Origin of the sequence: Nesterenkonia sedimenti, assembly GCF_012641515.1 — a bacterium.
GTDB lineage: Bacteria > Actinomycetota > Actinomycetes > Actinomycetales > Micrococcaceae > Nesterenkonia > Nesterenkonia sedimenti.
The window spans coordinates 1-20,625 of sequence record NZ_JABAHY010000002.1 but is presented as its reverse complement, the minus strand read 5'-3'; the positions used below and the strand labels follow the sequence as shown (position 1 = coordinate 20,625).

The window sequence follows — 20,625 nt, the reverse complement described above, 5'->3', positions numbered from 1 at the left end:
TTGGTGCAACCACTCTAGGAAGAAAGTGAATAGTTGCACAAGAGGTTTTCACCCTCTGATGAGGCTATCCACCGAAAAACCCCAGTCGAGCCTCCAGTCGCGCGGCCTCTTCGGCAAGAATCTCCGCCACTTCCGCGAAATGCGACTCCGGCAGCCGGAAGGAGGGGGCAGTAGTGGACAGCGCGGCAACCACTTCCCCATCGGAGCCGCGTACAGGCACTGCGAGCGCATTGATCCCCCGCTCCCATTCGGCAACGGCCGAGGCCCACCCCCTGCGGCGGACAGTCTCGAGCTCGGTAGCCAGTACATCGGGGGCAGTCATGGTCATACCGGTGAAGCTCTCCAGCCCCCGGCTGATGAGACGGTCAAACTCTTCCTCCCCGGCATGGGCCAGCAGCATCTTCCCGGTTGAGGTGGCATGCAGAGGCCCGCGCTGACCCACGTATTGACGGGTAACCCCAACCATCTGATCCCCCTGGGCCTGGGTGATGGTCACGGCATAGCCCTCATCCAGGATGGCGGCGTTGACAGTCTCATTGAGCCGCTCGGCCAGGGCATCGCAGCTGCCCTGGGCATCCCGGGAGAAGTCGATCTGATCGGTGACCGCACTGGCCAGCCGGAGAATACCGAATCCGAGGCGATAGGAGCCGCGTGCCGACTCCTGCTCGACGAGGTCATGGGCCTCCAACGTGCCCAGGACCCGGAAGACTGTCGAGCGGTGCACTTCCAGGCGGCGAGAGATCTCACTCATGCTCAGCGAGGGCTCCTCGCGCAGCAGCTCCAGAATCTGGATTGCGCGCTCCACGGACTGAACGGGGGCAGCCTTGGAAGATTTCATCTGAGTTAAATCCTTTTCTTTCGCTGAGAACTCTTGACATCGCTGGAGACCCTACTGCGATACTTATCACACTCAGTGTTGCGCATATATTCATTCGTTGCGCTATTCGCAACATTAGTCCTAGCTGGTGGTGATTGCAAGTGAGTTTCAAAGCCTGTTCCCTACAGGACCTGACCCCGGGTGAGGGGTTGCGCATCGACTCCGTGAGTCCACCTATCGCCATCTTCCTCACCGAAGAGGGCACAGTTCATGCCATTGATGACACCTGCACCCACCAGGACGCCTCATTGGCAGCCGGCTGGGTGGAGGACTGCCGAGTGGAATGCCCCCTGCATGAGAGCACCTTCTCGCTGCGCACCGGAGCGGTGGATCAGCCACCGGCCAAGAAGGGCGTACGAGTCCACACTGTGGAGCTCGACGGCGATGACGTGCTGGTCGAACTCTCCCAAGACGCACCCAATCTGCCCCCAGGAGTGAAGATCTGATGCCTACCGCTGCACTGCCTGCTGAAGGCCATCTGCTGATCGTCGGTGCCGGATTAGCGGGCTACCACACCGCGCGCGGGGTCCGAGCCAATGGTCACACCGGCCCCATCACGATCTTCGGTGAGGAGACCCGGCCGGCCTATGACCGCCCGGCCCTGAGCAAGGCTTATCTCACCGGGGCAGTGGCCGAAGAGGATCTGCTGCTCGATGACCCCGAGGATCCGTTGGACGTCACCTGGGTCAGCGGGGTCGGCGTCGTGAGCCTCTCCGGAAACCCAGAGGGCACCGAGACCTTGGGCGTGCATACTGCCGATGGCCGTTTCCACCCCGGTGACGCAGTGGTGATCACCACTGGAGCCTCGGCACTGAGCCTTCCGGTGGCCTCCTCCGAACAGGGGATCAGTGCCCGGCCCTATGTACTGCGGAATATGGAGGATGCCCTCGCCCTGCGTGAGACCAGCCTTCAGGGTTTGGCTGTGGCGGTGGTAGGCGGCGGGTTCCTCGCCCTGGAAGCTGCTGCCACCTGCACTGAGCGCGGCGCGGGATCAGTCACGGTCGCCGCCGGAGAACAGCTGCCCGGTGCCCGCCGGCTGGGGACGGCAGTCGGTGAAGCCATCCTCTCTGCCCACCAGGCCCATGGCGTGCAGTTCGCACCCCCGGCACGCGCCCAGGCGGTGCGCAGCTGCACCCGCGGACATGAGGTGATTCTGGCTGCTGGGGAGACCATCACTGCCGATGTGGTCATCTGCGCCATCGGGGCCAAACCACGTACCGAATGGCTGCTAGATTCGGCCGTGCAGCTGACCTCCGGGCATGGGGCAGTGATGTGTGACGACACAGGGGCGACCTGTATCCCGGGAGTCTATGCCGCCGGTGACTGCGCCCAATGGGCTTCGCACTCCAGCGGGCTGCGACCGGTGGGGCACTGGCAGGAGGCCGTGGAGGAGGCCGCCGTCGTCGCCGCCGCACTCACCGGTGCTGATCCCGTTCCGCTGCAGGAGCCCTATTTCTGGTCCGATCAGTTCGATCTGCGCATTCAGGGAGCCGGCCGCATCCATCTGGCTGATGAGGTCACAGTGGTCGATGGCACCCCGCAGGAGGGCAACCTTCTGGTCCACTACGCCCGGGGCGGGCAGAACCTGGGCATCCTGGGGATCAACCGGCTCCGGGACGTCACCCGCTGGCGGAAACAGCGCCGTATCCGCCCGGCCCAGCTCCACTCCCCCGCCGCTGAGCACCCCATGACTGTGGGTTCACATCCCACCGCTGCAGAAACCGCACCCACTGCCGCCTAGGAGACCTCACCGATGATTATCGACCACCTCGAGGAGCCGCTGCCGGGTTCCTCCCTACTGCCGACCCCCAGCGGAGATGCCTATACCGACCCCGAGATCTTCGGCACTGAACAGACTGAGATCTTCGAGAAGATGTGGAACTGCGTGCTGCGCGCCGATGCCCTGCCTGCCCCCGGCCACTGGCAGAAGGCCACAATCGGGCGCGAGGAGATCATTGTGGTCCACACCCGAAAAGCCGGTATTCAGGCCTATTTCAATGTCTGCGCCCACCGCGGCATGCGAGTCTGCACCGCGGAATCCGGGAAGAACAAGACCCTGCAGTGCGGCTACCACGCCTGGACCTACGCCCTCGAGGGAGATCTGGTCGCTGCCCCGAATCTGACCTCGATGCCCGACGTCGACCGGAAGGAATACGGGCTCAAGCCTGTCCACGTCCGTCAATGGCTGGGCTATGTATGGGTATGCCTCGCCGAGGAGCCCCCGGACTTCGAACAAGAGGTGCTCGGCGAGGTCCGCACCCGGTTCGGTGAGGTGGAGTCCATCGATAACTACGGGATCGAGAACCTCAAACTCGGGGAGACCAAAACATATGATGTGGCCGCGAACTGGAAGCTGATCATCGAGAACTTCATGGAGTGCTACCACTGCGCGACCATCCACCCGGAACTGACCGAGGTGATCCCCGAATTCGCGGACGGTCTGGCCTCTCAGCGGAAGAACGGGGAGGTCCACGGTTCGAACTTCGGTGAGGAGATCCAGGGGTTCACCGTGGACGGCACGGCCTCCGGGGTCGCCGAACTGCCGGCCATCGCACCGGATCAGGACCGGAAGTACTTTGCGATCACCGTCAAACCCCAGGTGTTCATCAATACGGTGCCCGACCATGTGATCATCCATCGGACGTTCCCAGTCTCCGAATCCCGCACTGTGGTCGAATGCGACTGGCTGTTCCTGCCCGAAGTCGTCGAACACGTCCAGGCCGGGGAGCTGGACATCTCGAAGTCCGTGGAACTCTTCCACCGAGTCAACCAGCAGGACTTCCAAGCCTGCGAGCTGACCCAGCCCTCGATGAGCTCAGCAGCCTATGCCTCCGGCGGGGCCCTGGTACCCAGTGAACACCACATACAGGAGTTCCACAGCTGGTGGTACCAGCGGCTGGGCCTGCAGGCACCGCTGCCGGCGGCCTCCGGATCTGAGAAGGTTGCTTAATGGCTGAGAAACTGCCCGAGCACCCGAAGTTCCTCTGGAACAATCCTGAGCCGAAGAAAAGCTACGAGGTCGTCATCGTCGGTGGTGGTGGCCACGGACTGGCCACGGCCTATTTCCTGGCCGCCCGGTATGGCATCACCGATGTGGCGGTCCTGGAACGCGGCTGGCTGGCCGGTGGAAATATGGCGCGGAACACCGCTATCATTCGGTCCAACTACCTCTGGGATGAAAGCGCCCATATCTACGAACATTCCCTGAAACTCTGGGAGCAGCTGCCCGAGGAGCTGGACTACGACTTCCTGTTCTCCCAACGCGGGGTGCTCAACCTCGCCCATACCCTCGGCGATGTCCGCGAGTCGGTACGGCGGGTGGAGGCCAATAAGCTCAATGGGGTCGACGCCGAATGGCTGACTCCCGAAGAGGTCAAGGAAGTCTGCCCGATCATCAATATCGGTGAGGACATCCGCTACCCCATCATGGGGGCGACCTACCAACCCCGGGCCGGTATCGCCAAGCATGACCATGTCGCCTGGGCTTTTGCCCGGAAAGCCCAGGAACTCGGCGTGGATCTCATTCAGAACTGCGAGGTCACCGGGTTCCTCAACGACGGCGACCGGGTCACCGGGGTCGAGACCAGCCGGGGCACCATCCACGCCGGAAAAGTGGGGCTTGCCGCCGCCGGGCACTCCTCAGTGGTGGCGAAACTGGCCGGGTTGGATCTGCCGATCCAGTCCCATCCGCTCCAAGCTCTGGTCTCCGAACTGTTCGAACCTGTCCACCCGACAGTGGTGATGTCCAATCATGTCCATGTCTACGTCTCCCAGGCGCATAAGGGAGAGCTGGTCATGGGTGCCGGAATCGACCAGTACAACGGCTATGGGCAGCGCGGAGCATTCCATGTGATCGAGGACCAGATGGCCGCCGCCGTCGAGCTCTTCCCAATATTCGCCCGGGCGCATGTGCTGCGCACCTGGGGCGGAATTGTGGATACGACCTTCGACGCATCCCCGATCATCTCCAAGACCCCGATCGACCAGCTCTACGTCAACTGCGGTTGGGGAACCGGCGGATTCAAAGGCACCCCGGCCTCCGGGGACACCTTCGCCCACACCATCGCCACCGATGAGCCCCATCCGCTCAACGCGCCCTTCTCCCTGGAGAGGTTCGAGACCGGATTCCTGATCGACGAACACGGCGCCGCCGCCGTCGCCCACTAATGGAGGCCCGCCCATGATGCTGATCCCCTGCCCGCACTGCGGGCCCCGTAATGAGACAGAGTTCCGCTATGGGGGCCAGGCCCATGTGGCCTACCCCCGGGACCCCTATGCGCTCACCGATGAGCAGTGGGGCCGGTACCTCTTCTACCGGGAGAACCCCAAAGGGCAGTTCGCCGAGCGTTGGGTGCACACCGCCGGCTGCCGGAAGTGGTTCAACGCCCTGCGCGACACCGTCACCTATGAGTTCCTCTCCACTGAGGCCACCCCAGGAGCCGCTTCATGACCGCAGCGCCGCGCCGGATTGCCCCCGCATTGGCCCCCTCCTGCCGGGTGGAACCCACCCGGACCCGCCAGTTCAGCATGGACGGTCAGGCCCTGACCGGAATCGAGGGAGACACCTTAGCCAGTGCACTGCTGGCCAATGGGATCCGGCGCACCGGGGATTCCATCTACTTAGGCCGGCCCCGCGGGATCTACGCGGCGGGGGTTGAGGAGCCCAATGCCCTGGTCACGGTCACCGATAGTCGCACTGATCAGCCGGCCGAATCGATGCTGACTGCCACCACCGTGGAGCTGACCGAGGGGCTGAAGGCCCAGCTGCTCTCCGGTTTGGGGCAGCTGGATCCCCAGACCGATACCGCCTATTACGACCATAAACATGTCCATACCGATGTTCTGGTGGTCGGCGCGGGTCCGGCCGGATTAGCTGCAGCCCGGCAGGCTTCCCGGACCGGGGCCCGGGTGATACTGATCGATGAGCAGTCGATACCCGGTGGTTCGCTGCTCAGCGACCCAGGGGCACGGATCGACGGGCAGCCGGCCAGCAGCTGGATCGAGGGGGTCCGGGGCGAGCTGCGGGATAATCCGGAGGTCAGTTTCCTGCCGCGGACCACCGTCATCGGCAGCTATGACGCCAATTATGTGGTCGCCGTCGAGCGCCGCACCGCCCATCTGGAGCTGCCCGCACCTGAGGGTATGTCCCGGGAGCGGGTCTGGCATATCCGGGCCAGCCAGGTGGTCCTGGCCACCGGCGCCCATGAGCGGCATCTGATCTTCGCCAATAATGACCGGCCGGGGATCATGCTGGCCTCGGCAGTGCGGAGTTACCTCAACCGGTACTGTGTGCTGGCCGGAGACCGGGTGGTGCTGACCACCACCAATGATTCGGTCTATGACCTCGCCGGGGAGCTGATCGACGCCGGAGCTGAGCTGCTCGCCGTGGTCGATTCCCGTGCAGAACTCAGCCCACGGGCCCAGGCCCTTCAGGAACGTGGGGTGCGGGTGCTGCCCGGTTCTGCCGTGGTGGACACCACCGCCGATGACGAGGGCGCCCTGCACACTGTGCATATCGATCAGCTGACCACCGAGGGTCTGGCCGGGGAGCAGTTGGATCTGCAGGCTGACCTCCTAGCGGTCTCCGGTGGGTGGAATCCGGCGATTCATCTGCATACTCAGCGGCAGGGCAAGATCCGCTGGGATGAGCAGCTGCGCTCCTATGTGCCCAGTGCGCAGGTGCAGGATCAGCATCCGGTTGGAGCGTTGACCGGGGAGCTCAGCCTTCCCGGGGTTCTGCGGCAGGGGGCTGAGGCCGGTGCCCAGGCGGCACAGGCGGCGGGTTTCTCCACTGGTGCTGCCGGCGTCGATATCCCGCATGCGGAGGCCGAACCGCTCACCCCCGCAGAGCCGGTGTGGCTGGTGCCTTCCCCGCTGGGCAGCGACGCCGAAGCCTATCGGCGGCATTTTGTGGACCTGCAGCGGGATCAGACGGTGGCTGATGTAATACGCGCGGTCGGTGCCGGGATGGAATCGGTGGAACACGTCAAACGCTATACCTCCATCTCCACCGCCCATGATCAGGGCAAGACCTCCAGTACTGCTCTGGTGGGCGCTCTGGCTCAGCTGCTGGGCCGCGGCAGTCCCGGTGATGTCGGTATCACGGCCTTCCGTCCGCCCTATACTCCGGTGTCCTTCGCGGCCCTGGCCGGAACCCGCCGGGGTGGGCTCTTCGATCCTGCGCGGGTGACCTCCATTCACCGCTGGCATCTGGCCCATGGCGCTGAGTTCGAGGATGTCGGACAGTGGAAGCGGCCCTGGTACTACCCGCAGCGCACCGCCTCCGGTGAGTTGGAGGATATGGATGCTGCGGTACTGCGTGAATGTGCCGCTGTTCGGGAGTCGGTGGGTTTCCAGGACGCCAGCACTCTGGGCAAGATCGAGATCCGGGGTAAGGATGCCGGGGAGTTTCTGAACCGGATCTACACCAATGCCTTCGCCAAACTGGCTCCGGGTAAGGCCCGCTATGGGGTGATGTGTCATGCCGATGGGATGATCTTCGACGACGGCGTGACCCTGCGGCTGGATGAGGACCGCTACCTCATGACCACCACAACCTCGGGGGCTGCCGATGTGCTGGACTGGTTGGAGGAGTGGCTGCAGACCGAATGGCCCCAGCTGGATGTCTACTGCACCTCAGTCACTGAGCAGTACGCCACCGTGGCAGTTGCCGGCCCGAAATCCAGGGCCGTGATCGCTAAGATCGCCCCGGATCTGGATGTCTCCGCCGAGGCTTTCGAGTTCATGTCCTTCAGGGAGACCACCTTGGCCTCCGGAATCCCGGCTCGGATCTGCCGGATCTCCTTCTCCGGGGAGTTGGCCTTCGAGGTCAATGTGGCCACCTGGTACGGGCAGACGGTCTGGGAGGATATCGCCGAGGCCGGTGCGGAGTTCAACATCACCCCCTATGGCACTGAGACCATGCATGTGCTGCGGGCTGAGAAGGGTTTCATCATTGTCGGGCAGGACACTGACGGTACGGTCACCCCACAGGACGCCGGAATGGATTGGGTGGTCTCGAAGAAGAAGGACTTCATCGGAAAACGGTCCTATCTGCGGGCGGATAATCAACGCGGGGACCGCAAACAGCTGGTCTCAGTGCTGCCGGTGGAGCGCTCGCTGAAACTGCCCGAGGGCACCCAGCTGATCCACCCCGATGCCTGCCTCACCGCTCCCCCGGTTCCGATGGAGGGCTGGGTGACCTCCTCCTACCGCTCCGCCGCCCTGGAGCGGACCTTCGGGCTGGCGCTGATCACTGCCGGCCGGGAACGGATCGGGCAGACCCTGCATGCCGTCGTCGATGGTCAACGGGCTGCGGTGACCATCGGGCCCACTGTGCTCTATGACCCGGAAGGGAGCCGCCGCGATGGATGATCTTCGCATCTCGCCTCTTCAGCATCTGCACCACCGGTTGGCTGAGGCCGGCTCCGATGGCCCGCGGGGAGTGCGTCTGCGGGAGTTGGCCTTCTCCACTCAGATCGGGCTGCGCGCTGAACCTGGCTCAGCAGCACATCAGCGTCTGGCCGAGGTCCTCGGGGGTCTCCCCGGGGCTGTGGGTGAGACCACGGGAAGCCCTCAGCAGACGGCCACCCTCTGGTTGGCCCCTGATGAGTTCCTCACCCTCGCTGCCCCGGACAGCGACCACCTCCTGGATCAGCTGAAAGAAGCCCTGGGCGATGATCCGGGACAGGTTGTCGACCTCTCGGCCAACCGGACCACCGTGGAACTGATCGGTGGGGCCGCACGCGAGACCCTCGAGAAGGGGGTCCCGGCGGATCTGCATCCGAGAAGTTTCGGTATTGACCAGGCGGTGACCACCACCCTGGGGCCAGTGCCGGTGCTGTTATGGCGGACTGGGGAGAACAGCTTCCGAGTGCTGCTGCGCTCCTCCTATGCCGAGTATTTGGCCCATTGGCTGCTGGACGCCGTCAGGGAGTTCCAGGTGACCAGCTGACCCCTATCAGGCAAGACCCTCACCGAAGGAGGATTGACCATGGCAGTACAGACTGAGGGAATCGGCACGGAAACCACGACGACGACCCGGGCCTCCGCCCAGCCGAAGCAGGGCAGCCCGGAGGGACTGGTGCTGACCTTGGACTGCCCCTCGACCCTGGGGATCGTCCATGCGGTCAGCGGAGTGCTGGTCGAGCATGGGTTCAACATTATGGAACTCGACCAGTTCAACGACACTCTGGGCGAGCGGTTCTTCATGCGGGTCCACGCCGAGCCGGGGCAGGATGACTACTCCGCTCTGGCTGATGTCCGTCAGGCAATGACCCCCGTGGCCGAGAGTTTCGGGATGCAGTGGCGACTGCGCTCCCCGGTTGAGGCGCCACGAGTGCTGATCATGGTCTCCAAGACAGAGCACTGCCTGAATGATCTGCTCTTCCGGACCCGCAAAGGCGACCTGCCCATCGAAATTCTCGGGGTGGCCTCAAACCACCTGGACCACCAGCGACTGGTGGAGTGGCATGGGATCCCCTTCTTCCATATTCCCATCACCAAAGACACCAAACCCGAGGCAGAGGCCAAGCTCTTGGAGCTGGTGAACCGCTTGGAGGTGGATCTGGTGGTCCTGGCTCGGTATATGCAGATCCTCAGTGATTCCCTGGCGACCCAGATGGCTGGCCGGATCATCAATATCCACCATTCCTTCCTGCCCAGCTTCAAAGGCGCCAAGCCCTACCATCAGGCCTTTGAGCGCGGGGTCAAGACAGTCGGTGCCACCGCGCACTACGTCAACAGTGACCTCGATGAGGGGCCGATCATCGCCCAGGAGGTTCTGGCGGTGGACCACACCTATGGACCGGAGGATCTCATTGCTGCAGGTCGGGACACCGAGGCCAAGGCCCTCTCCCAGGCTGTGCGCTGGCACGCCGAGGGCAGGGTGATCCTGCACGGGAACAAGACTGTCGTACTGCGCTGAGCACCGCTGATTGCCCTGCGCTGCCCAGCTGAACTGTGATTCATATCTCACTGAAGCGCCCTACACAAGCCCCTGGATATTAGCTAGTGTGACTCACAGCACACTCAATCTATTGAGGAGCACGCTACTTATGACGACAGCTGCGCAGCAGAACCGGTCCGAGCCCATGCAGCGCATCACGGCCAGGCCAGGCTTCAACAGATGGCTGATTCCTCCGGCAGCACTTGCCATTCATATGTGCATTGGGCAGGTCTATGCCACCAGCGTCTACCGAGATGCCATTCAAGTTCACTTCGACGCCAGCCATACCGCCATCGGAATCATCTTCTCCCTGGCGATTGTGATGCTGGGGCTCTCCGCGGCCCTCTTCGGCACCTGGGTGGACCGCAATGGCCCCCGTCGGGCCATGTTGGCCTCCACCGCCTGCTGGGTCACCGGCTTCGTGGTCGGCTCCGCCGGTATCTTCACCTCCCAGCTCTGGCTGGTGTATCTCGGCTATGGGTTCATCGGCGGAATCGGCCTGGGCATCGGCTATATCTCCCCGGTCTCGACTCTGATCAAATGGTTCCCCGACCGTCCCGGGATGGGCACCGGAATGGCCATCATGGGTTTCGGCGTCGGTGCGATGATCGCCTCCCCGCTCTCGGCCTTCTTCATGAATCTCTACAACGGTGGGGCACCAGAGGGCGATGACGTACACAGCGGCCAGTCTGTCGGCTTCCTCTTCCTGACCCTGGCGGCGCTGTATCTGGTGATGATGCTCTTCGCCGCCTGGATCGTGCGGGTCCCGGCACCGGATTGGAAACCTGCCGGCTTCGATCCGGATAAGGCAAAGAAGTCCGCCATGATCGCCCAGGGCAATGTCACCGCAAATAACGCGTTGAAGACACCGCAGTTCTGGCTGCTGTGGATTGTGCTGTTCGTCAATGTGACAGCCGGCATCGGCATCCTGGAACAGGCCAATGCCTTCGTGCGGGACTTCTTCCGCGACGGCGATGGCAACACTGTGGTGGCCATGGCAGCCGCCGCCGGTTTCGTGGCCTTCCTGAGTCTGACCAATACCCTGGGCCGGTTCATCTGGGCATCCACCTCGGACAAGATCGGCCGCAAGCCCATCTATATGGTCTACCTCGGCCTGGGTGCGCTGCTGTACTTCAGCCTGGCCACCTGGGGCAACACCTCTATGGCCCTGTTCGTGGTGCTGGCCGGCGTGATCCTGTCCTTCTACGGCGGAGGATTCTCCACTATTCCGGCCTACCTCCGGGACCTCTTCGGGACCCTGCAGGTCGGGGCCATCCACGGTCGGCTGCTGACCGCCTGGTCCCTGGCCGGTGTTGTCGGTCCCCTGATCATCAACAGCTTCCTGGACCGGGCAGGCGGTGAACCCGGGACGCTGACCGCAGATGCCTACCGGCCCGCGCTCTACACCATGGTGGGGCTGCTGGTGATCGGTTTCATCGCGAATCTGCTGGTCCGCGCGGTCAACGAACGCCATCACGAGGAGAACAAATCCGGTGACGAGGCCACAAAGAAGGCCGATGAGAATGGCAAGGGTAAGAAGGCTGGTCCTCGGACGGTTGACCCGGCAGCCACACCAGTGGTGCCGGTGCCGCTGGCCTGGGTGATCGTGTCAGTGCCGATCCTCTACGGCCTGACCTATACCTTCATCAACGGCATCCAGCTCTTCGCCTGAGCCCCGGCTCGACTCCGGCCTGTTCAGAACCTGACTCGCTCGGGGTGGGTGTAGAGATTGATGGTCCTGCCGCGGGAGAACCCGGCCAGGGTGATCCCTGCCCGGTCGGCGAGATCCGCGGCCAGGGAGGAGGGCGCACCCACTGCGGTGAGCATCTCCACTCCGGCCAGGGCGGCCTTCTGCACCAGCTCGAAGGAGGCCCGGCCCGAGACCTGCAGGGCCGTGCCGCTCAGCGGGAGCTGGTCATCGAGGAAGGCCCGGCCGATGACCTTATCCACCGCATTATGCCGACCGACATCCTCTCTGAGGATCAGCAGCTTCCCCTCACCGTCGAAGAGTCCGGCGGCATGGACCCCGCCTGTTTTGGCGAAGATTTCCTGGGCTTCCCGGAGGGCACCGGGAAGGTCCAGCAGGGTCTCCGCACTGATGCTGAGCTCCTGGGTGGCCTCGGCATGGGGCAGTGATTTCTCCACGGCATCGATACTGGTGGTCCCGCAGATGCCGCAGGCGGAGCTGGTGAGCACATTGCGCTGCTGGCTGACCGCAGTGGCCATCGCGGCGGGATCAGCCAGTTCCAGATCGATGACGTTATAGGTCTGATTGCCCTGGTCATCAGTTCCTGCGCAGTAGCGCATACTGCGCAGCTGATCAGCCCCGGCAAGATCATCAGTGCTGCGCAGCAGCCCCTCGGCCACACAGAACCCGGCGGCTAGTTCAAAGTCATGGCCGGGGGTGCGCATGGTCACGGTGAAGGATTCCCCGCCGATGCGCAGTTCCAGGGGCTCCTCGGCGGCCAGGGCATCGGGGCGGGTGGCCGAGGTGATGCCCTCCTCGGTGCGTCTGATCCGGGTGATCCGCCGGCGTTGGGTCAGTCGTCCCACGGCTGTATGCCTACCTCCTGTTGAGTGGGAATCGGCAGGCAGTCTACCGGGGCGCCGGCGGGGATGCCCTCTCCCCTGTCCCCGGTGGGCACGATGGCGAAGGCCTGGGCATGGGCCAGCCCACGCATCATATGGGGCCGGTCGAAGCCGGCTGGGACAACACCATTGGGGGTATAGCGCACCGGCAGCAGCCGGGTGCCCTTTCGTGCCGGTTCCAGATCCTGTCCTGCCCGCATCCTCCGCGGCTGTGCGGCAGCGGATTCCGGGAATCCGCGCAGGGCGTTGATCAGGGGCAGGCCGATGGCGGTCAGGGCTGCGTATCCGGCCAAGGGGTTGCCGGGCAGACCCAGCACATAGGTGGCCTGCCCAGGAGCCGATTCCGGCAGCTGGGCCAGCACCACGGGATGGCCCGGGCGCATATCCACTGCCGGGAACAGGATCTGCGCTGATCGGGCTGCCAATGCCCGGCGCAGGGGGTCGGCGGGGGAATGGGCAGTACCTCCTACGGTCACCACAAGTTCGGGCGAGTCTGGGCCGGGGGCCAGGGAGGCGGCCAGCGCCTCGGCGTCATCGGGGTTTCTCAGGATCTGCCCCTGCGGCTGGGCACCCATGGCGGTGAGCAGGGCCGGCAGAGCCATGCTGAAGCTGTCCCGGACCTCTCCGGGGGCGGGGATTCCGCTGCTGATCACCTCAGTGCCGGTGGCGATGATCTGGGCCCTCGGCCGGGGGCGCACCAAGAGGGTGTCCACACCGGCCACCGCGGCAGTGGCTGCGCGCAGCGGAGTCAGGAGATCCCCTGCCGCCAGCAGCTCTTCACCCTGATCAGCCTCGGCTGCGCGGGTACGGATATTGCGCCCGGGACTCAGATCCGGGGTCTCTGGTTCGGCGTGCAGGCGCCCCTGCTCATCCCGGCGAGAGTGTTCCGAGCGCAGCACTGAGCTGGCCCCCTCTGGGATCGGTGAGCCGGTGACCACTCCGGCAGCCTGGCCAGACTGCAGGGGTTCGAGGATATCGGCCGGTCCGGTGGCGGCGATAGGGCTGACCTCCCAGCCCTGCCCCGGCGGATCTGCGGTGACCGCCCAGCCGTCCATAGCGGAGGTATCGGCATGCGGGATCGGCAGCAGGGTTCTCACCGGCTCGGCCAGAACGCAGCCCAGCCCCTGCTCGACCGGCACCTGGACCGGGCTCAGCGCAGCCTGGGCTGCGGCGAGACCACGGGCCTCTTCCAGGGGGATCATGGGTATTCGTCGTCAGTGGTCTGCTGGACGGCGTCGCGTTCCTGCAGCAGACGTCTGGCCACACCACTAGCGGCAGCCTGGGCGGTGGTGAAACTGGCCTGTCCGGTGGCCTCGGCGAGACCGGCGACATAGCCGATGATGAATGTGGTCACCGGGGCGGCGGGCCGGACCACGGTATGGGCGGCCTCGCCGGCGAGGCTGAGGATCGCATCGATATCCAGGGCGGTCTCTTCGACCTCGAGGGCGCGGGCCAGTTCCCGGGCCCATTCCTCCACAGTGGCCAGTCTTGCGTCATCGCTCATGGTGGTTATTGTTACAGCTCAGATCAGCTGCGGTCGATGCTTTTCTCAATCTGCCAGCTCCACGCCGAGTTCGGCGGCATCCTCAGGGGTGTCCACATCCCGGTTCAACCCCGCCGGCAGCACGGGGTGGGCGGTGCGCGCCCCGGCAAGCAGCCAGCGCAGGGATTGACCGTTCTCCTCCCCCGGGCTCAGCTGCTGCACCCGGGCGCTCAGCCAGTCAGTGCTGATCATGGAGCACAGCATCTGGAATCTGCCCTCGGCATCCCGGGGCACAATAGCTTCCTCACCAGAGGGGTTCTGCTCGGTGCGCAGGGCCGGCAGCCAGTCGATGAGCCAGTCCAACAGCGGGGCCGGTTCCACAGTGTCCACTGATAACAGCAGCACCGCGCCGTCGTCGGTTCTCTGTTGACCAGCCACCGGGGCCTCTTCGACCAGGGCGCGGACTCCGGCGCAGACCCCTGCGGCGGGACCGGCCAGCGGAGGGTCCTCCCGGGTCAGGGAGAAGCCCTCGGCAGGCAGCAGTGCCCCGAGGTTCTCAGGACCGACGACGACGCCGCCGATCCCCCGTTCTGCCAGGGCTTCTGTCCAGTGACGGAGGAGGCTGCGGCCGTCCCGGCGCAGCAGGGCCTTATCCGCTCCGCCCAGTCGGGATCCGGCCCCGCCTGCCAGCAGGACGGCGGCCAGTCCGGGGCCGGGTTCAGCGGCAGGCACTGGGCTCAGACCGCTTCCCCGGCGGTGGGGATATTGCCGCTGTAGAGGCCGGTGGAGAGATAGCGTTCGCCGCTGTCGGGGAAGATGGCGACGATGGTCTTACCCTTGTTCTCCTCGCGGGTGGCCAGCTGTTCTGCGGCGTGCAGGGCCGCACCGGAGGAGATGCCGACGATCAGCCCCTGGGATTCGGCAAGTTCTCGGGCCACCCGGTAAGCCTCAGCCCCGGGGACATCGAGGACCTCATCGGCCAGATCCAGATCCAGCACCGGAGGGATGCCGTTGCCGCCGATGATCCCCTGGATGAGGTGGGGGTTGAAGCCCTCGCCGCCATTGCGCAGCACTGGGGCCTCAGCCGGTTCCACGGCGATCACCTTGACCTCGGGGTTCTGGGATTTGAGGTATTCCCCGGCTCCGGTCATGGTGCCGCCGGTTCCGGTGGTGGAGACGAAGAAGTCCACCTCGCCGGCGGTGTCACGCCAGATCTCGGGTCCGGTGGTCTCGCGGTGGATCTTGGGGTTGGCGGAGTTGCCGCCCTGACCGGCCAGGAATGCGCCCTCGATCTCCTCGACCAGTTCGCCGGCGCGCCGATTGGCTCCGGCCATGGACTCCGGTCCGGGGGTCAATTCCACCTCCGCGCCCAGGGCTGCCAGGAGCCCGCGGCGTTCGGTGGAGACATCATCGGGCATGGCGATGACCACCCGGTAGCCCAGGGCGGCGCCGATCCAGGCCAGGGCGATACCGGTGTTGCCGCTGGAGGCCTCCACAATGGTGCCGCCAGGTTTGAGCCGGCCATCGGCGATGGCCTCCTGCACAATCGACAGGGAGGTGCGGTCCTTCACGCTGGATGCTGGATTGAAGAACTCCAGCTTGGCCAGGATCCGGGCCTGGGCTCCGGGGACGGCGTCGGTGACATCGAGCAGCGGGGTGTTGCCCACCAGCTCGGTGAGGTTGGCATAGATGCGTTGAGAAGTCACCTTAGACATTCTTACAAAGACATCTGGGATTTCCCTCCCCTATGCGACAGTAGTGGTAATGCCAGGTCATATTTCTGCCCCTGCGGCACCTGTTCAACCCAGTCTGCACACTGCGGAGACTGTGGTGGATTTCGGTGGGTCCCCCTATGATCTTCCAGCCACTCTGGGTGTACTCCAGCGCGGCTTCGCGGATCCGGCCGTTCAGATTGATGCCCAACACCGGGGCCGCTCCGCTGCCTCCGGGACCCCGGGGGCAGGTGCCTGGCTGTGTCAGCACATCTACGACGACGCCGGGGCTCATCTCGGTGCGGTCACCTACCGCTTCGACCAGATCGACGCCTCGGCCGTGGAGGTCCAGGTGACCGCGACCACTGCCGAGGCTGCCGCTGCAGCCCTTCAGCGGGCACCGGCAGTGCTGGGCGCCGGGGATGACTGGTGGGAGTTCGAGCTGCTGCTGGATGCTCTCGGGGATCGGATCTCCACGGAGCTGGCCGGGATTCGGCGCCGGAACCCGGGGCTGCGGCTGCCGGCCACCGGGGCGCTTTTCGACCAGCTGGTGACAGTGACCCTAGAGCAGAAGGTCACCCATGATCAGGCCCGGCACAGCTGGCGGAATCTGCTGCGCCGCTTCGGTGAGGCCCCGCCGCTGAGCGAGGAGATGCGCAGCAAGCTCAGCCAGGGCCAGCTTCGGCTTCCGCTGCGGCCTGAGCAGCTGCGGGGGATTCCCAGTTGGCAGTGGCATAAGCTCTGGGTTCAGCCGCCACTGTCGAAGACTGTGCTGCGGCTGGCCGAACGGGGCTCGGCCATCCACCGGTTGGCGGCCGTGCCGGCCGAGACCACCCAGGTGGCTGAATTGGCTGAGACCCTGACCAGTATTCCGGGGATCGGTCCGTGGACCGTGGCCGAGGCCCTGCAGCGCTCCCATGGTTCGGCGGATCTGCCGGCGGTGGGGGATTACCACCTGGCGCATTTCGTCGGGGAGGCTCTGACCGGCCGCAGGACCGACGACGCTGGGATGCTGCGGCTGCTGGAGCCCTTCCGTCCCCACCGGCAGCGGGTGGTGCGGCTGCTGGGGCTCTCCGGTTTCCGGATGAGCCGCTTCGGCCCGCGCCTGGCCCCTGAGGACCACCGGGACCGTTAAACACAGAACGTCTCAAAACCTTTGGGAAACTGCCCCCGGTCTGGGTGGTCAGTTCCCGAGTTTTGAGACGCTGTGCTGAGGTTTAGGGGTGGGGCTTAGCCCTGTTCCTGACCCTGGTCCTGCTCCTGTTCGGCAACCTGCTTGTGGACTTCTTCCATATCGAGGTCCTTCACGGCGGTCACCACCTGGTTGAGCTGCTCGGCGTTGAGCGCGCCGGGCTGGGAGAAGACCAGAACCTTCTCCCGGAATGCCATCAGGGTGGGGATGGAGGTGATGTTGGCTGCTGCGGCCAGCTCCTGCTCGGTCTCGGTATCCACCTTGGCGAAAGTGATTTCCGGATGCTGCTCGGAGACCTCCTCGTAGACCGGGGCGAACTGCTTGCAGGGGCCGCACCATTCGGCCCAGAAGTCGATGAACAGGATCTCGGAGTCGTCCAGCGTCTTCTGGAAGTCGTCGGCGGTCAGTTCTGTAGTAGCCATGGGCGCCACAATACGTCAGCCGACCGGCGTTGTAGAGCCTGGGAGCCCATTACGCAGTAGGCGAATCCCGGAATAGCCCCGGCATGAGCCTTCCGGAAACCCCTGACCGGACCCCGCTGCCCCGGGCTCAGTCCAGTGCTGCGGTGGTGTAGGCCGCGGTGGTGGCACCTGCGGGATTGGTGGCCTTGACCACCACGAAGATCTCCTCCTCCAGGCGCCGGCGGGCCCGGGAGACCCTACCGCTGAAGACCCCGCTGCGCCCTTGGGCCGGCAGCAGGATATGCCCATCGGCCCAGGCCTGGATCTCCAGGTCCTCTCTTCCGGTGGTCGCCACACTGACGGTGACCTCCCAGAAGGTCTCGGTCTTGGTCACGGTGACCTCAGGTGTCAGGCTGGCCCCGGCGTCGTCGTCGGTTTTCTGTACTTGTTTGGCCCGGATCTGGTTACTGGGCAGGCTGGGGGTCAGGAAGGCGCGCTGGCGGCGCTTGCTGGCCTGCTCATAGGCCCAGGCGTAGTCCAGCAGGGCGTCATCGGTATAGGCGGCTCCGACGAAGGTCAGCCCCACCGGCATCTGGATATCGGGCATCACGCCCATGGGCACCATGACCGTGGGGATGCCCAGGTGGCGCAGGGCCCGGTTGCCATTGGAGTAGACCACGCCGTTGCGGATGGCTGCGGCCATGGACTCCTCACGGTGGAAGAGGTCATCGCGGGCGACATCGCCGGCGGCGGGGAAGACCACGGCATCCAGTCCTTGGTCGGCCAGCCATTGCTCCAGGTCTTGACGCCGGGCTTCCTCGAGACCGCGCAGCACCTCGGGCAGCCCTTCGATGGCGTCATAGTTCTCCGGCAGTCCGGCCTTGACCAGTTCCGCTGAGCGCTGCCAGTCGAAGCCGCCGCGGGCGCGTTCGACCCAGGTATGCATGGGCTGATCAGCCAGCGGGAAGACGGAGTCGCCGTCGACATCGGCCCAGCTGTTCAGCTCGGGGTCGCCGTTGTTCTTCAGGAACTGTTCCAGGGCCAGGGCAGACAGCGGTCCGCCTTCGATATCCCGCCACTGCGGTGGGACCAGGCCGCGCTGGGGCAGGCCCTGGGCATCGGGGCGGTCCTCCTCATAGTTGGACATCACCGGGAAATCGCATTCGATGACCTCAGCACCCAGGGCTTCGAGATCGGCCCGGGCCCGCTCCCAGAGCACTTCGACTGAATCGCGGATCACCGGCGGCACCCAGGATTCCTGGTCCTTACCGATGTACATCTTGGGGATGCCGAAGCGCTTGCCCTCAAGCCGTTCGGGCCGCTGCCGCAGGAAGGGACGCTGGCCGATCTCCTGGGGTTTGGGCAGTTCCACGGCGGTCTGCTGGCGCCAGAAGTCACCGGTGGTATCGGGATCATCGACGACGACGACATCGAGCAGCCGCAGCAGATCCTCCACGCTGCGGGTATGCGGGACCACGACATCGCAGGTGGGCCGAAGCGGCCAGTTGCCGCGGATGGAGATCAGCCCACGGGAGGGGGTGTAGGCGACCAGGGAGTTATTCGAGGCCGGGGAGCGCCCGGAGGAGACGGTCTCCTCCGCCATGCCGAAGGCGGAGAAGCTGGCCGCGGTGGCGGTTCCGGAACCATTGGAGGAGCCGGAGCCGTAGGCGGCGGTCATGTAGTCGGGGTGGTAGGGGCTACGGGCGTAGTCATAGGCCCCGGGCTGGATACCGCCGGCGGCCATCGGGGGCATATTGGTCTTACCGATCAGCACCGCACCAGCTGCGCGCAGCTGCTCCACTGTGGCCGCATCCTTATGGGCGATAAGGTCCTTCAGCGCCGGGGAGCCGGAGGCCACGGTCAGCCCCTTGACCATATAGCTGTCCTTGACCGTGAAGGGCACACCTTCTAAGGGGCCGAGTTCCTCACCACGGCGACGACGGGCATCGGAGGCCTCGGCCTCGAGCAGGCACTCGGGGTTGAGCACCGGGACCGAATGCAGGCACAGGCCGGTTTTGTCGTAATAAGCGATCCGGTTGAGGTAGGCACACACCAGGTCGACACTGGTGAGCTCTCCGGCCTCTAGGGCCTGGAGCATCTCAGCGGTACTCATTTCGACGACGTCGTGCACTGTGGTGTTGTTCGGCATACCGAACACTGTAGAACACTGATCCCTGACCAGGGGTTTAACTCGCCCCTGGAACGACTTAGGGCCTGAAGGCATCCTCTGGGAGGAGCTTTCAGGCCCTAAGTGCTTGAGCTGAACTCGTGGCGGGTGAGGGATTCGAACCCCCGTAGGCAGTGCCAGCTGATTTACAGTCAGCCCCCTTTGGCCGCTCGGGTAACCCGCCTCGAAGAGAGGTTCAGCGGTCAAGCACCGGACAACTTTACCCCACCATCGGGGGATTCCTCCAATCGGGGTGCTGAGCGGCGTCAGCGGCGAAGACCGCGACCATAATTCCGGCGGTGAGGCCGGCGAAGGCCACCAGGGATGAGACCAGCCTGCCGGCAGCGGTGATCGGGAAGGCATTGATCGCATCCTGGATGGCCGAGACGATCCGGACACTGGGCAGCAGAATCATCAAACCGCCGGCGACCACCATGGATGGGGTGTTGCAGGTGCCTCGGCGCGGATGACCCGGCGGAAGACGTAGCGCAGGGCCTTCTGCCGTCCCGGGTGGAAAGTGGGAGCGGAGTTTAGTGATTGATGCGTGTAGTGCAGCGCAGGAAAACTGTTTTCGGGGTCGCCGAAATAGGGCGGGGTTTCAGGCAAGGGGCCTCCCTAACGGGGCGGCAGGGGCAGGTCTGGGTTATGACTCGCCGGAGTTTGGGAGGCGGGGAGATAGCCAGCGGGAACCGCGACTCGACCTGTTCACTACTTTCACCAAATGCCCTGATGGGCTGTACCTGAAGACGCCTCATCTCCGACGTGGGGCCATCCTCCCACGGCCGAAGTTCTGTACACAACAAGGGTGTTAGACCCTGACAGTGTGTCGTTTTCAGCCGGAACCAGTTGACGGCTTTGTGGAACCTTCTATACAGTCTTCGGCACTGCCACAATTCTTGGTAACACCGGCCGGATAATGCGAGGCCTCGCCTCGGCCGCTCCTCAGGTGGCAGTTTCATGTCCCACGACTGAAAGGAGCGGTAAATGACCGCCCCCAATTCTCTGACAGAACGGCTCAACGCCGGCCCGGTGATCTGCGCCGAAGGTTTCCTCTTCGAACTTGAGCGCCGCGGCTACCTCACCGCCGGGGAGTTCGTCCCCGAGGTCGCCCTGGAATACCCCGAAGCCCTGCGGAATCTGCATGTGGACTTCCAGCGGGCCGGATCCGATGTTGTCGAGGCCTTCACCTATAATGGCTATTCACCGTTGAGCGTGGAGCCCTTGTTGGTGGGGGATCCTGCGGCGTCGGCGTGTCTG

The 20,625-nt window shown here is 64.6% G+C and carries 21 protein-coding genes and 1 tRNA gene; 11 read left to right on the top strand and 11 right to left on the bottom strand.

Annotated elements, in window-relative coordinates; all coding sequences use genetic code 11:
• Positions 1 to 64 precede the first annotated feature (64 nt).
• Complete coding sequence (locus HGQ17_RS03015) at positions 65 to 838, bottom strand: IclR family transcriptional regulator (protein ID WP_168886500.1); 774 nt, start codon at positions 836 to 838, stop codon at positions 65 to 67.
• A 140-nt stretch (positions 839 to 978) separates the two neighbouring features.
• Here HGQ17_RS03015 and HGQ17_RS03010 point away from each other — a divergent pair, with 140 nt between their 5' ends.
• The 9 genes from HGQ17_RS03010 to HGQ17_RS02970 all read left to right on the top strand — a co-directional run bounded on the left by HGQ17_RS03010 (position 979) and on the right by HGQ17_RS02970 (position 11,496).
• Positions 979 to 1,323: a bifunctional 3-phenylpropionate/cinnamic acid dioxygenase ferredoxin subunit gene (locus HGQ17_RS03010; RefSeq protein WP_168886499.1), complete on the top strand. Its 345-nt coding sequence runs from the start codon at positions 979 to 981 to the stop codon at positions 1,321 to 1,323.
• Entirely contained in the window at positions 1,323 to 2,618 is a 1,296-nt protein-coding gene (locus HGQ17_RS03005; protein ID WP_168886498.1) for an NAD(P)/FAD-dependent oxidoreductase, read from the top strand. The genes HGQ17_RS03010 and HGQ17_RS03005 overlap by 1 nt, the downstream gene beginning before the upstream one ends.
• 12 nt (positions 2,619 to 2,630) lie before the next feature.
• Positions 2,631 to 3,827, top strand: coding sequence for an aromatic ring-hydroxylating oxygenase subunit alpha (locus HGQ17_RS03000; protein ID WP_168886497.1), 1,197 nt, complete (start codon positions 2,631 to 2,633; stop codon positions 3,825 to 3,827).
• Positions 3,827 to 5,044 carry a sarcosine oxidase subunit beta family protein gene (locus HGQ17_RS02995; RefSeq protein WP_168886496.1) on the top strand — a complete coding sequence of 406 codons (1,218 nt, stop codon included), beginning with the start codon at positions 3,827 to 3,829 and terminating at the stop codon, positions 5,042 to 5,044. Before HGQ17_RS03000 ends, HGQ17_RS02995 begins: the two co-directional genes overlap by 1 nt.
• A 13-nt stretch (positions 5,045 to 5,057) precedes the next feature.
• A complete protein-coding gene (locus tag HGQ17_RS02990) occupies positions 5,058 to 5,327 on the top strand; it encodes a sarcosine oxidase subunit delta (protein WP_168886495.1) in 270 nt (89 codons plus the stop codon).
• Entirely contained in the window at positions 5,324 to 8,251 is a 2,928-nt protein-coding gene (locus HGQ17_RS02985; RefSeq protein WP_168886494.1) for a 2Fe-2S iron-sulfur cluster-binding protein, read from the top strand. Before HGQ17_RS02990 ends, HGQ17_RS02985 begins: the two co-directional genes overlap by 4 nt.
• On the top strand, positions 8,220 to 8,831 hold the full coding sequence (locus HGQ17_RS02980) for a sarcosine oxidase subunit gamma (RefSeq protein WP_168886493.1): 612 nt from the start codon (positions 8,220 to 8,222) through the stop codon (positions 8,829 to 8,831). The genes HGQ17_RS02985 and HGQ17_RS02980 overlap by 32 nt, the downstream gene beginning before the upstream one ends.
• Before the next feature lie 39 nt (positions 8,832 to 8,870).
• Complete coding sequence (gene purU / locus HGQ17_RS02975) at positions 8,871 to 9,803, top strand: formyltetrahydrofolate deformylase (RefSeq protein WP_168886492.1); 933 nt, start codon at positions 8,871 to 8,873, stop codon at positions 9,801 to 9,803.
• 130 nt (positions 9,804 to 9,933) lie between these two features.
• A complete protein-coding gene (locus HGQ17_RS02970; protein ID WP_229503279.1) occupies positions 9,934 to 11,496 on the top strand; it encodes an OFA family MFS transporter in 1,563 nt (520 codons plus the stop codon).
• Positions 11,497 to 11,519: 23 nt separating this feature from the next.
• Here HGQ17_RS02970 and fdhD read toward each other — a convergent pair whose 3' ends face one another.
• From fdhD to cysK, 5 genes are read right to left on the bottom strand one after another with little or no spacing between them, the layout of a single operon-like run.
• Positions 11,520 to 12,377, bottom strand: coding sequence for a formate dehydrogenase accessory sulfurtransferase FdhD (gene fdhD, locus HGQ17_RS02965; RefSeq protein ID WP_168886491.1), 858 nt, complete (start codon positions 12,375 to 12,377; stop codon positions 11,520 to 11,522).
• On the bottom strand, positions 12,365 to 13,615 hold the full coding sequence (locus HGQ17_RS02960; protein ID WP_168886490.1) for a molybdopterin molybdotransferase MoeA: 1,251 nt from the start codon (positions 13,613 to 13,615) through the stop codon (positions 12,365 to 12,367). The genes fdhD and HGQ17_RS02960 overlap by 13 nt, the downstream gene beginning before the upstream one ends.
• A complete protein-coding gene (locus HGQ17_RS02955) occupies positions 13,612 to 13,917 on the bottom strand; it encodes a DUF6457 domain-containing protein (RefSeq protein ID WP_168886489.1) in 306 nt (101 codons plus the stop codon). Before HGQ17_RS02955 ends, HGQ17_RS02960 begins: the two co-directional genes overlap by 4 nt.
• A gap of 45 nt (positions 13,918 to 13,962) precedes the next feature.
• Entirely contained in the window at positions 13,963 to 14,628 is a 666-nt protein-coding gene (mobA, locus tag HGQ17_RS02950; protein WP_168886488.1) for a molybdenum cofactor guanylyltransferase, read from the bottom strand.
• A 5-nt stretch (positions 14,629 to 14,633) separates the two neighbouring features.
• Positions 14,634 to 15,602: a cysteine synthase A gene (cysK, locus tag HGQ17_RS02945; RefSeq protein ID WP_324615164.1), complete on the bottom strand. Its 969-nt coding sequence runs from the start codon at positions 15,600 to 15,602 to the stop codon at positions 14,634 to 14,636.
• Between the two features lie 58 nt (positions 15,603 to 15,660).
• Between cysK and HGQ17_RS02940 the strand changes: the two genes are divergently transcribed.
• The gene (locus HGQ17_RS02940) at positions 15,661 to 16,743 is read left to right on the top strand and encodes a DNA-3-methyladenine glycosylase family protein (RefSeq protein ID WP_229503278.1); all 1,083 of its coding nucleotides are present in this window, start codon (positions 15,661 to 15,663) and stop codon (positions 16,741 to 16,743) included.
• A gap of 95 nt (positions 16,744 to 16,838) precedes the next feature.
• Here the strand turns inward: HGQ17_RS02940 and trxA are convergent, their stop codons facing one another.
• From trxA to HGQ17_RS02915, 5 genes are all read right to left on the bottom strand, one after another.
• Entirely contained in the window at positions 16,839 to 17,222 is a 384-nt protein-coding gene (gene trxA / locus HGQ17_RS02935) for a thioredoxin (protein WP_168886486.1), read from the bottom strand.
• Between the two features lie 127 nt (positions 17,223 to 17,349).
• Positions 17,350 to 19,350, bottom strand: a complete 2,001-nt coding sequence (locus HGQ17_RS02930; RefSeq protein ID WP_168886485.1) for an amidase — start codon at positions 19,348 to 19,350, stop codon at positions 17,350 to 17,352.
• A gap of 120 nt (positions 19,351 to 19,470) precedes the next feature.
• Positions 19,471 to 19,552: transfer RNA gene (locus HGQ17_RS02925), tRNA-Tyr, on the bottom strand.
• Positions 19,553 to 19,588: 36 nt separating this feature from the next.
• Positions 19,589 to 19,804, bottom strand: a complete 216-nt coding sequence (locus HGQ17_RS02920) for a threonine/serine exporter family protein (RefSeq protein ID WP_168886484.1) — start codon at positions 19,802 to 19,804, stop codon at positions 19,589 to 19,591.
• Positions 19,783 to 19,974, bottom strand: a complete 192-nt coding sequence (locus HGQ17_RS02915; RefSeq protein ID WP_168886483.1) for a hypothetical protein — start codon at positions 19,972 to 19,974, stop codon at positions 19,783 to 19,785. Before HGQ17_RS02915 ends, HGQ17_RS02920 begins: the two co-directional genes overlap by 22 nt.
• 378 nt (positions 19,975 to 20,352) lie before the next feature.
• Here HGQ17_RS02915 and HGQ17_RS02910 point away from each other — a divergent pair.
• Positions 20,353 to 20,625, top strand: a 273-nt coding sequence (locus HGQ17_RS02910) for a homocysteine S-methyltransferase family protein (protein WP_211090395.1), incomplete at its 3' end; no start/stop codon positions are given.

Excerpts from the sequence above, each read along its gene's own strand:
- HGQ17_RS03015 (WP_168886500.1), bottom strand. The coding sequence starts at position 838 with ATGAAATCTTCCAAGGCTGCCCCCGTTCAGTCCGTGGAGCGCGCAATC.
- HGQ17_RS03005 (WP_168886498.1), top strand. The coding sequence starts at position 1,323 with ATGCCTACCGCTGCACTGCCTGCTGAAGGCCATCTGCTGATCGTCGGT.
- HGQ17_RS03000 (WP_168886497.1), top strand. The coding sequence starts at position 2,631 with ATGATTATCGACCACCTCGAGGAGCCGCTGCCGGGTTCCTCCCTACTG.
- HGQ17_RS02995 (WP_168886496.1), top strand. The coding sequence starts at position 3,827 with ATGGCTGAGAAACTGCCCGAGCACCCGAAGTTCCTCTGGAACAATCCT.
- HGQ17_RS02990 (WP_168886495.1), top strand. The coding sequence starts at position 5,058 with ATGATGCTGATCCCCTGCCCGCACTGCGGGCCCCGTAATGAGACAGAG.
- HGQ17_RS02985 (WP_168886494.1), top strand. The coding sequence starts at position 5,324 with ATGACCGCAGCGCCGCGCCGGATTGCCCCCGCATTGGCCCCCTCCTGC.
- HGQ17_RS02980 (WP_168886493.1), top strand. The coding sequence starts at position 8,220 with ATGACCCGGAAGGGAGCCGCCGCGATGGATGATCTTCGCATCTCGCCT.
- purU (WP_168886492.1), top strand. The coding sequence starts at position 8,871 with ATGGCAGTACAGACTGAGGGAATCGGCACGGAAACCACGACGACGACC.
- HGQ17_RS02970 (WP_229503279.1), top strand. The coding sequence starts at position 9,934 with ATGACGACAGCTGCGCAGCAGAACCGGTCCGAGCCCATGCAGCGCATC.
- HGQ17_RS02960 (WP_168886490.1), bottom strand. The coding sequence starts at position 13,615 with ATGATCCCCCTGGAAGAGGCCCGTGGTCTCGCCGCAGCCCAGGCTGCG.
- HGQ17_RS02955 (WP_168886489.1), bottom strand. The coding sequence starts at position 13,917 with ATGAGCGATGACGCAAGACTGGCCACTGTGGAGGAATGGGCCCGGGAA.
- HGQ17_RS02940 (WP_229503278.1), top strand. The coding sequence starts at position 15,661 with ATGCCAGGTCATATTTCTGCCCCTGCGGCACCTGTTCAACCCAGTCTG.
- trxA (WP_168886486.1), bottom strand. The coding sequence starts at position 17,222 with ATGGCTACTACAGAACTGACCGCCGACGACTTCCAGAAGACGCTGGAC.
- HGQ17_RS02930 (WP_168886485.1), bottom strand. The coding sequence starts at position 19,350 with ATGCCGAACAACACCACAGTGCACGACGTCGTCGAAATGAGTACCGCT.
- HGQ17_RS02920 (WP_168886484.1), bottom strand. The coding sequence starts at position 19,804 with ATGGTGGTCGCCGGCGGTTTGATGATTCTGCTGCCCAGTGTCCGGATC.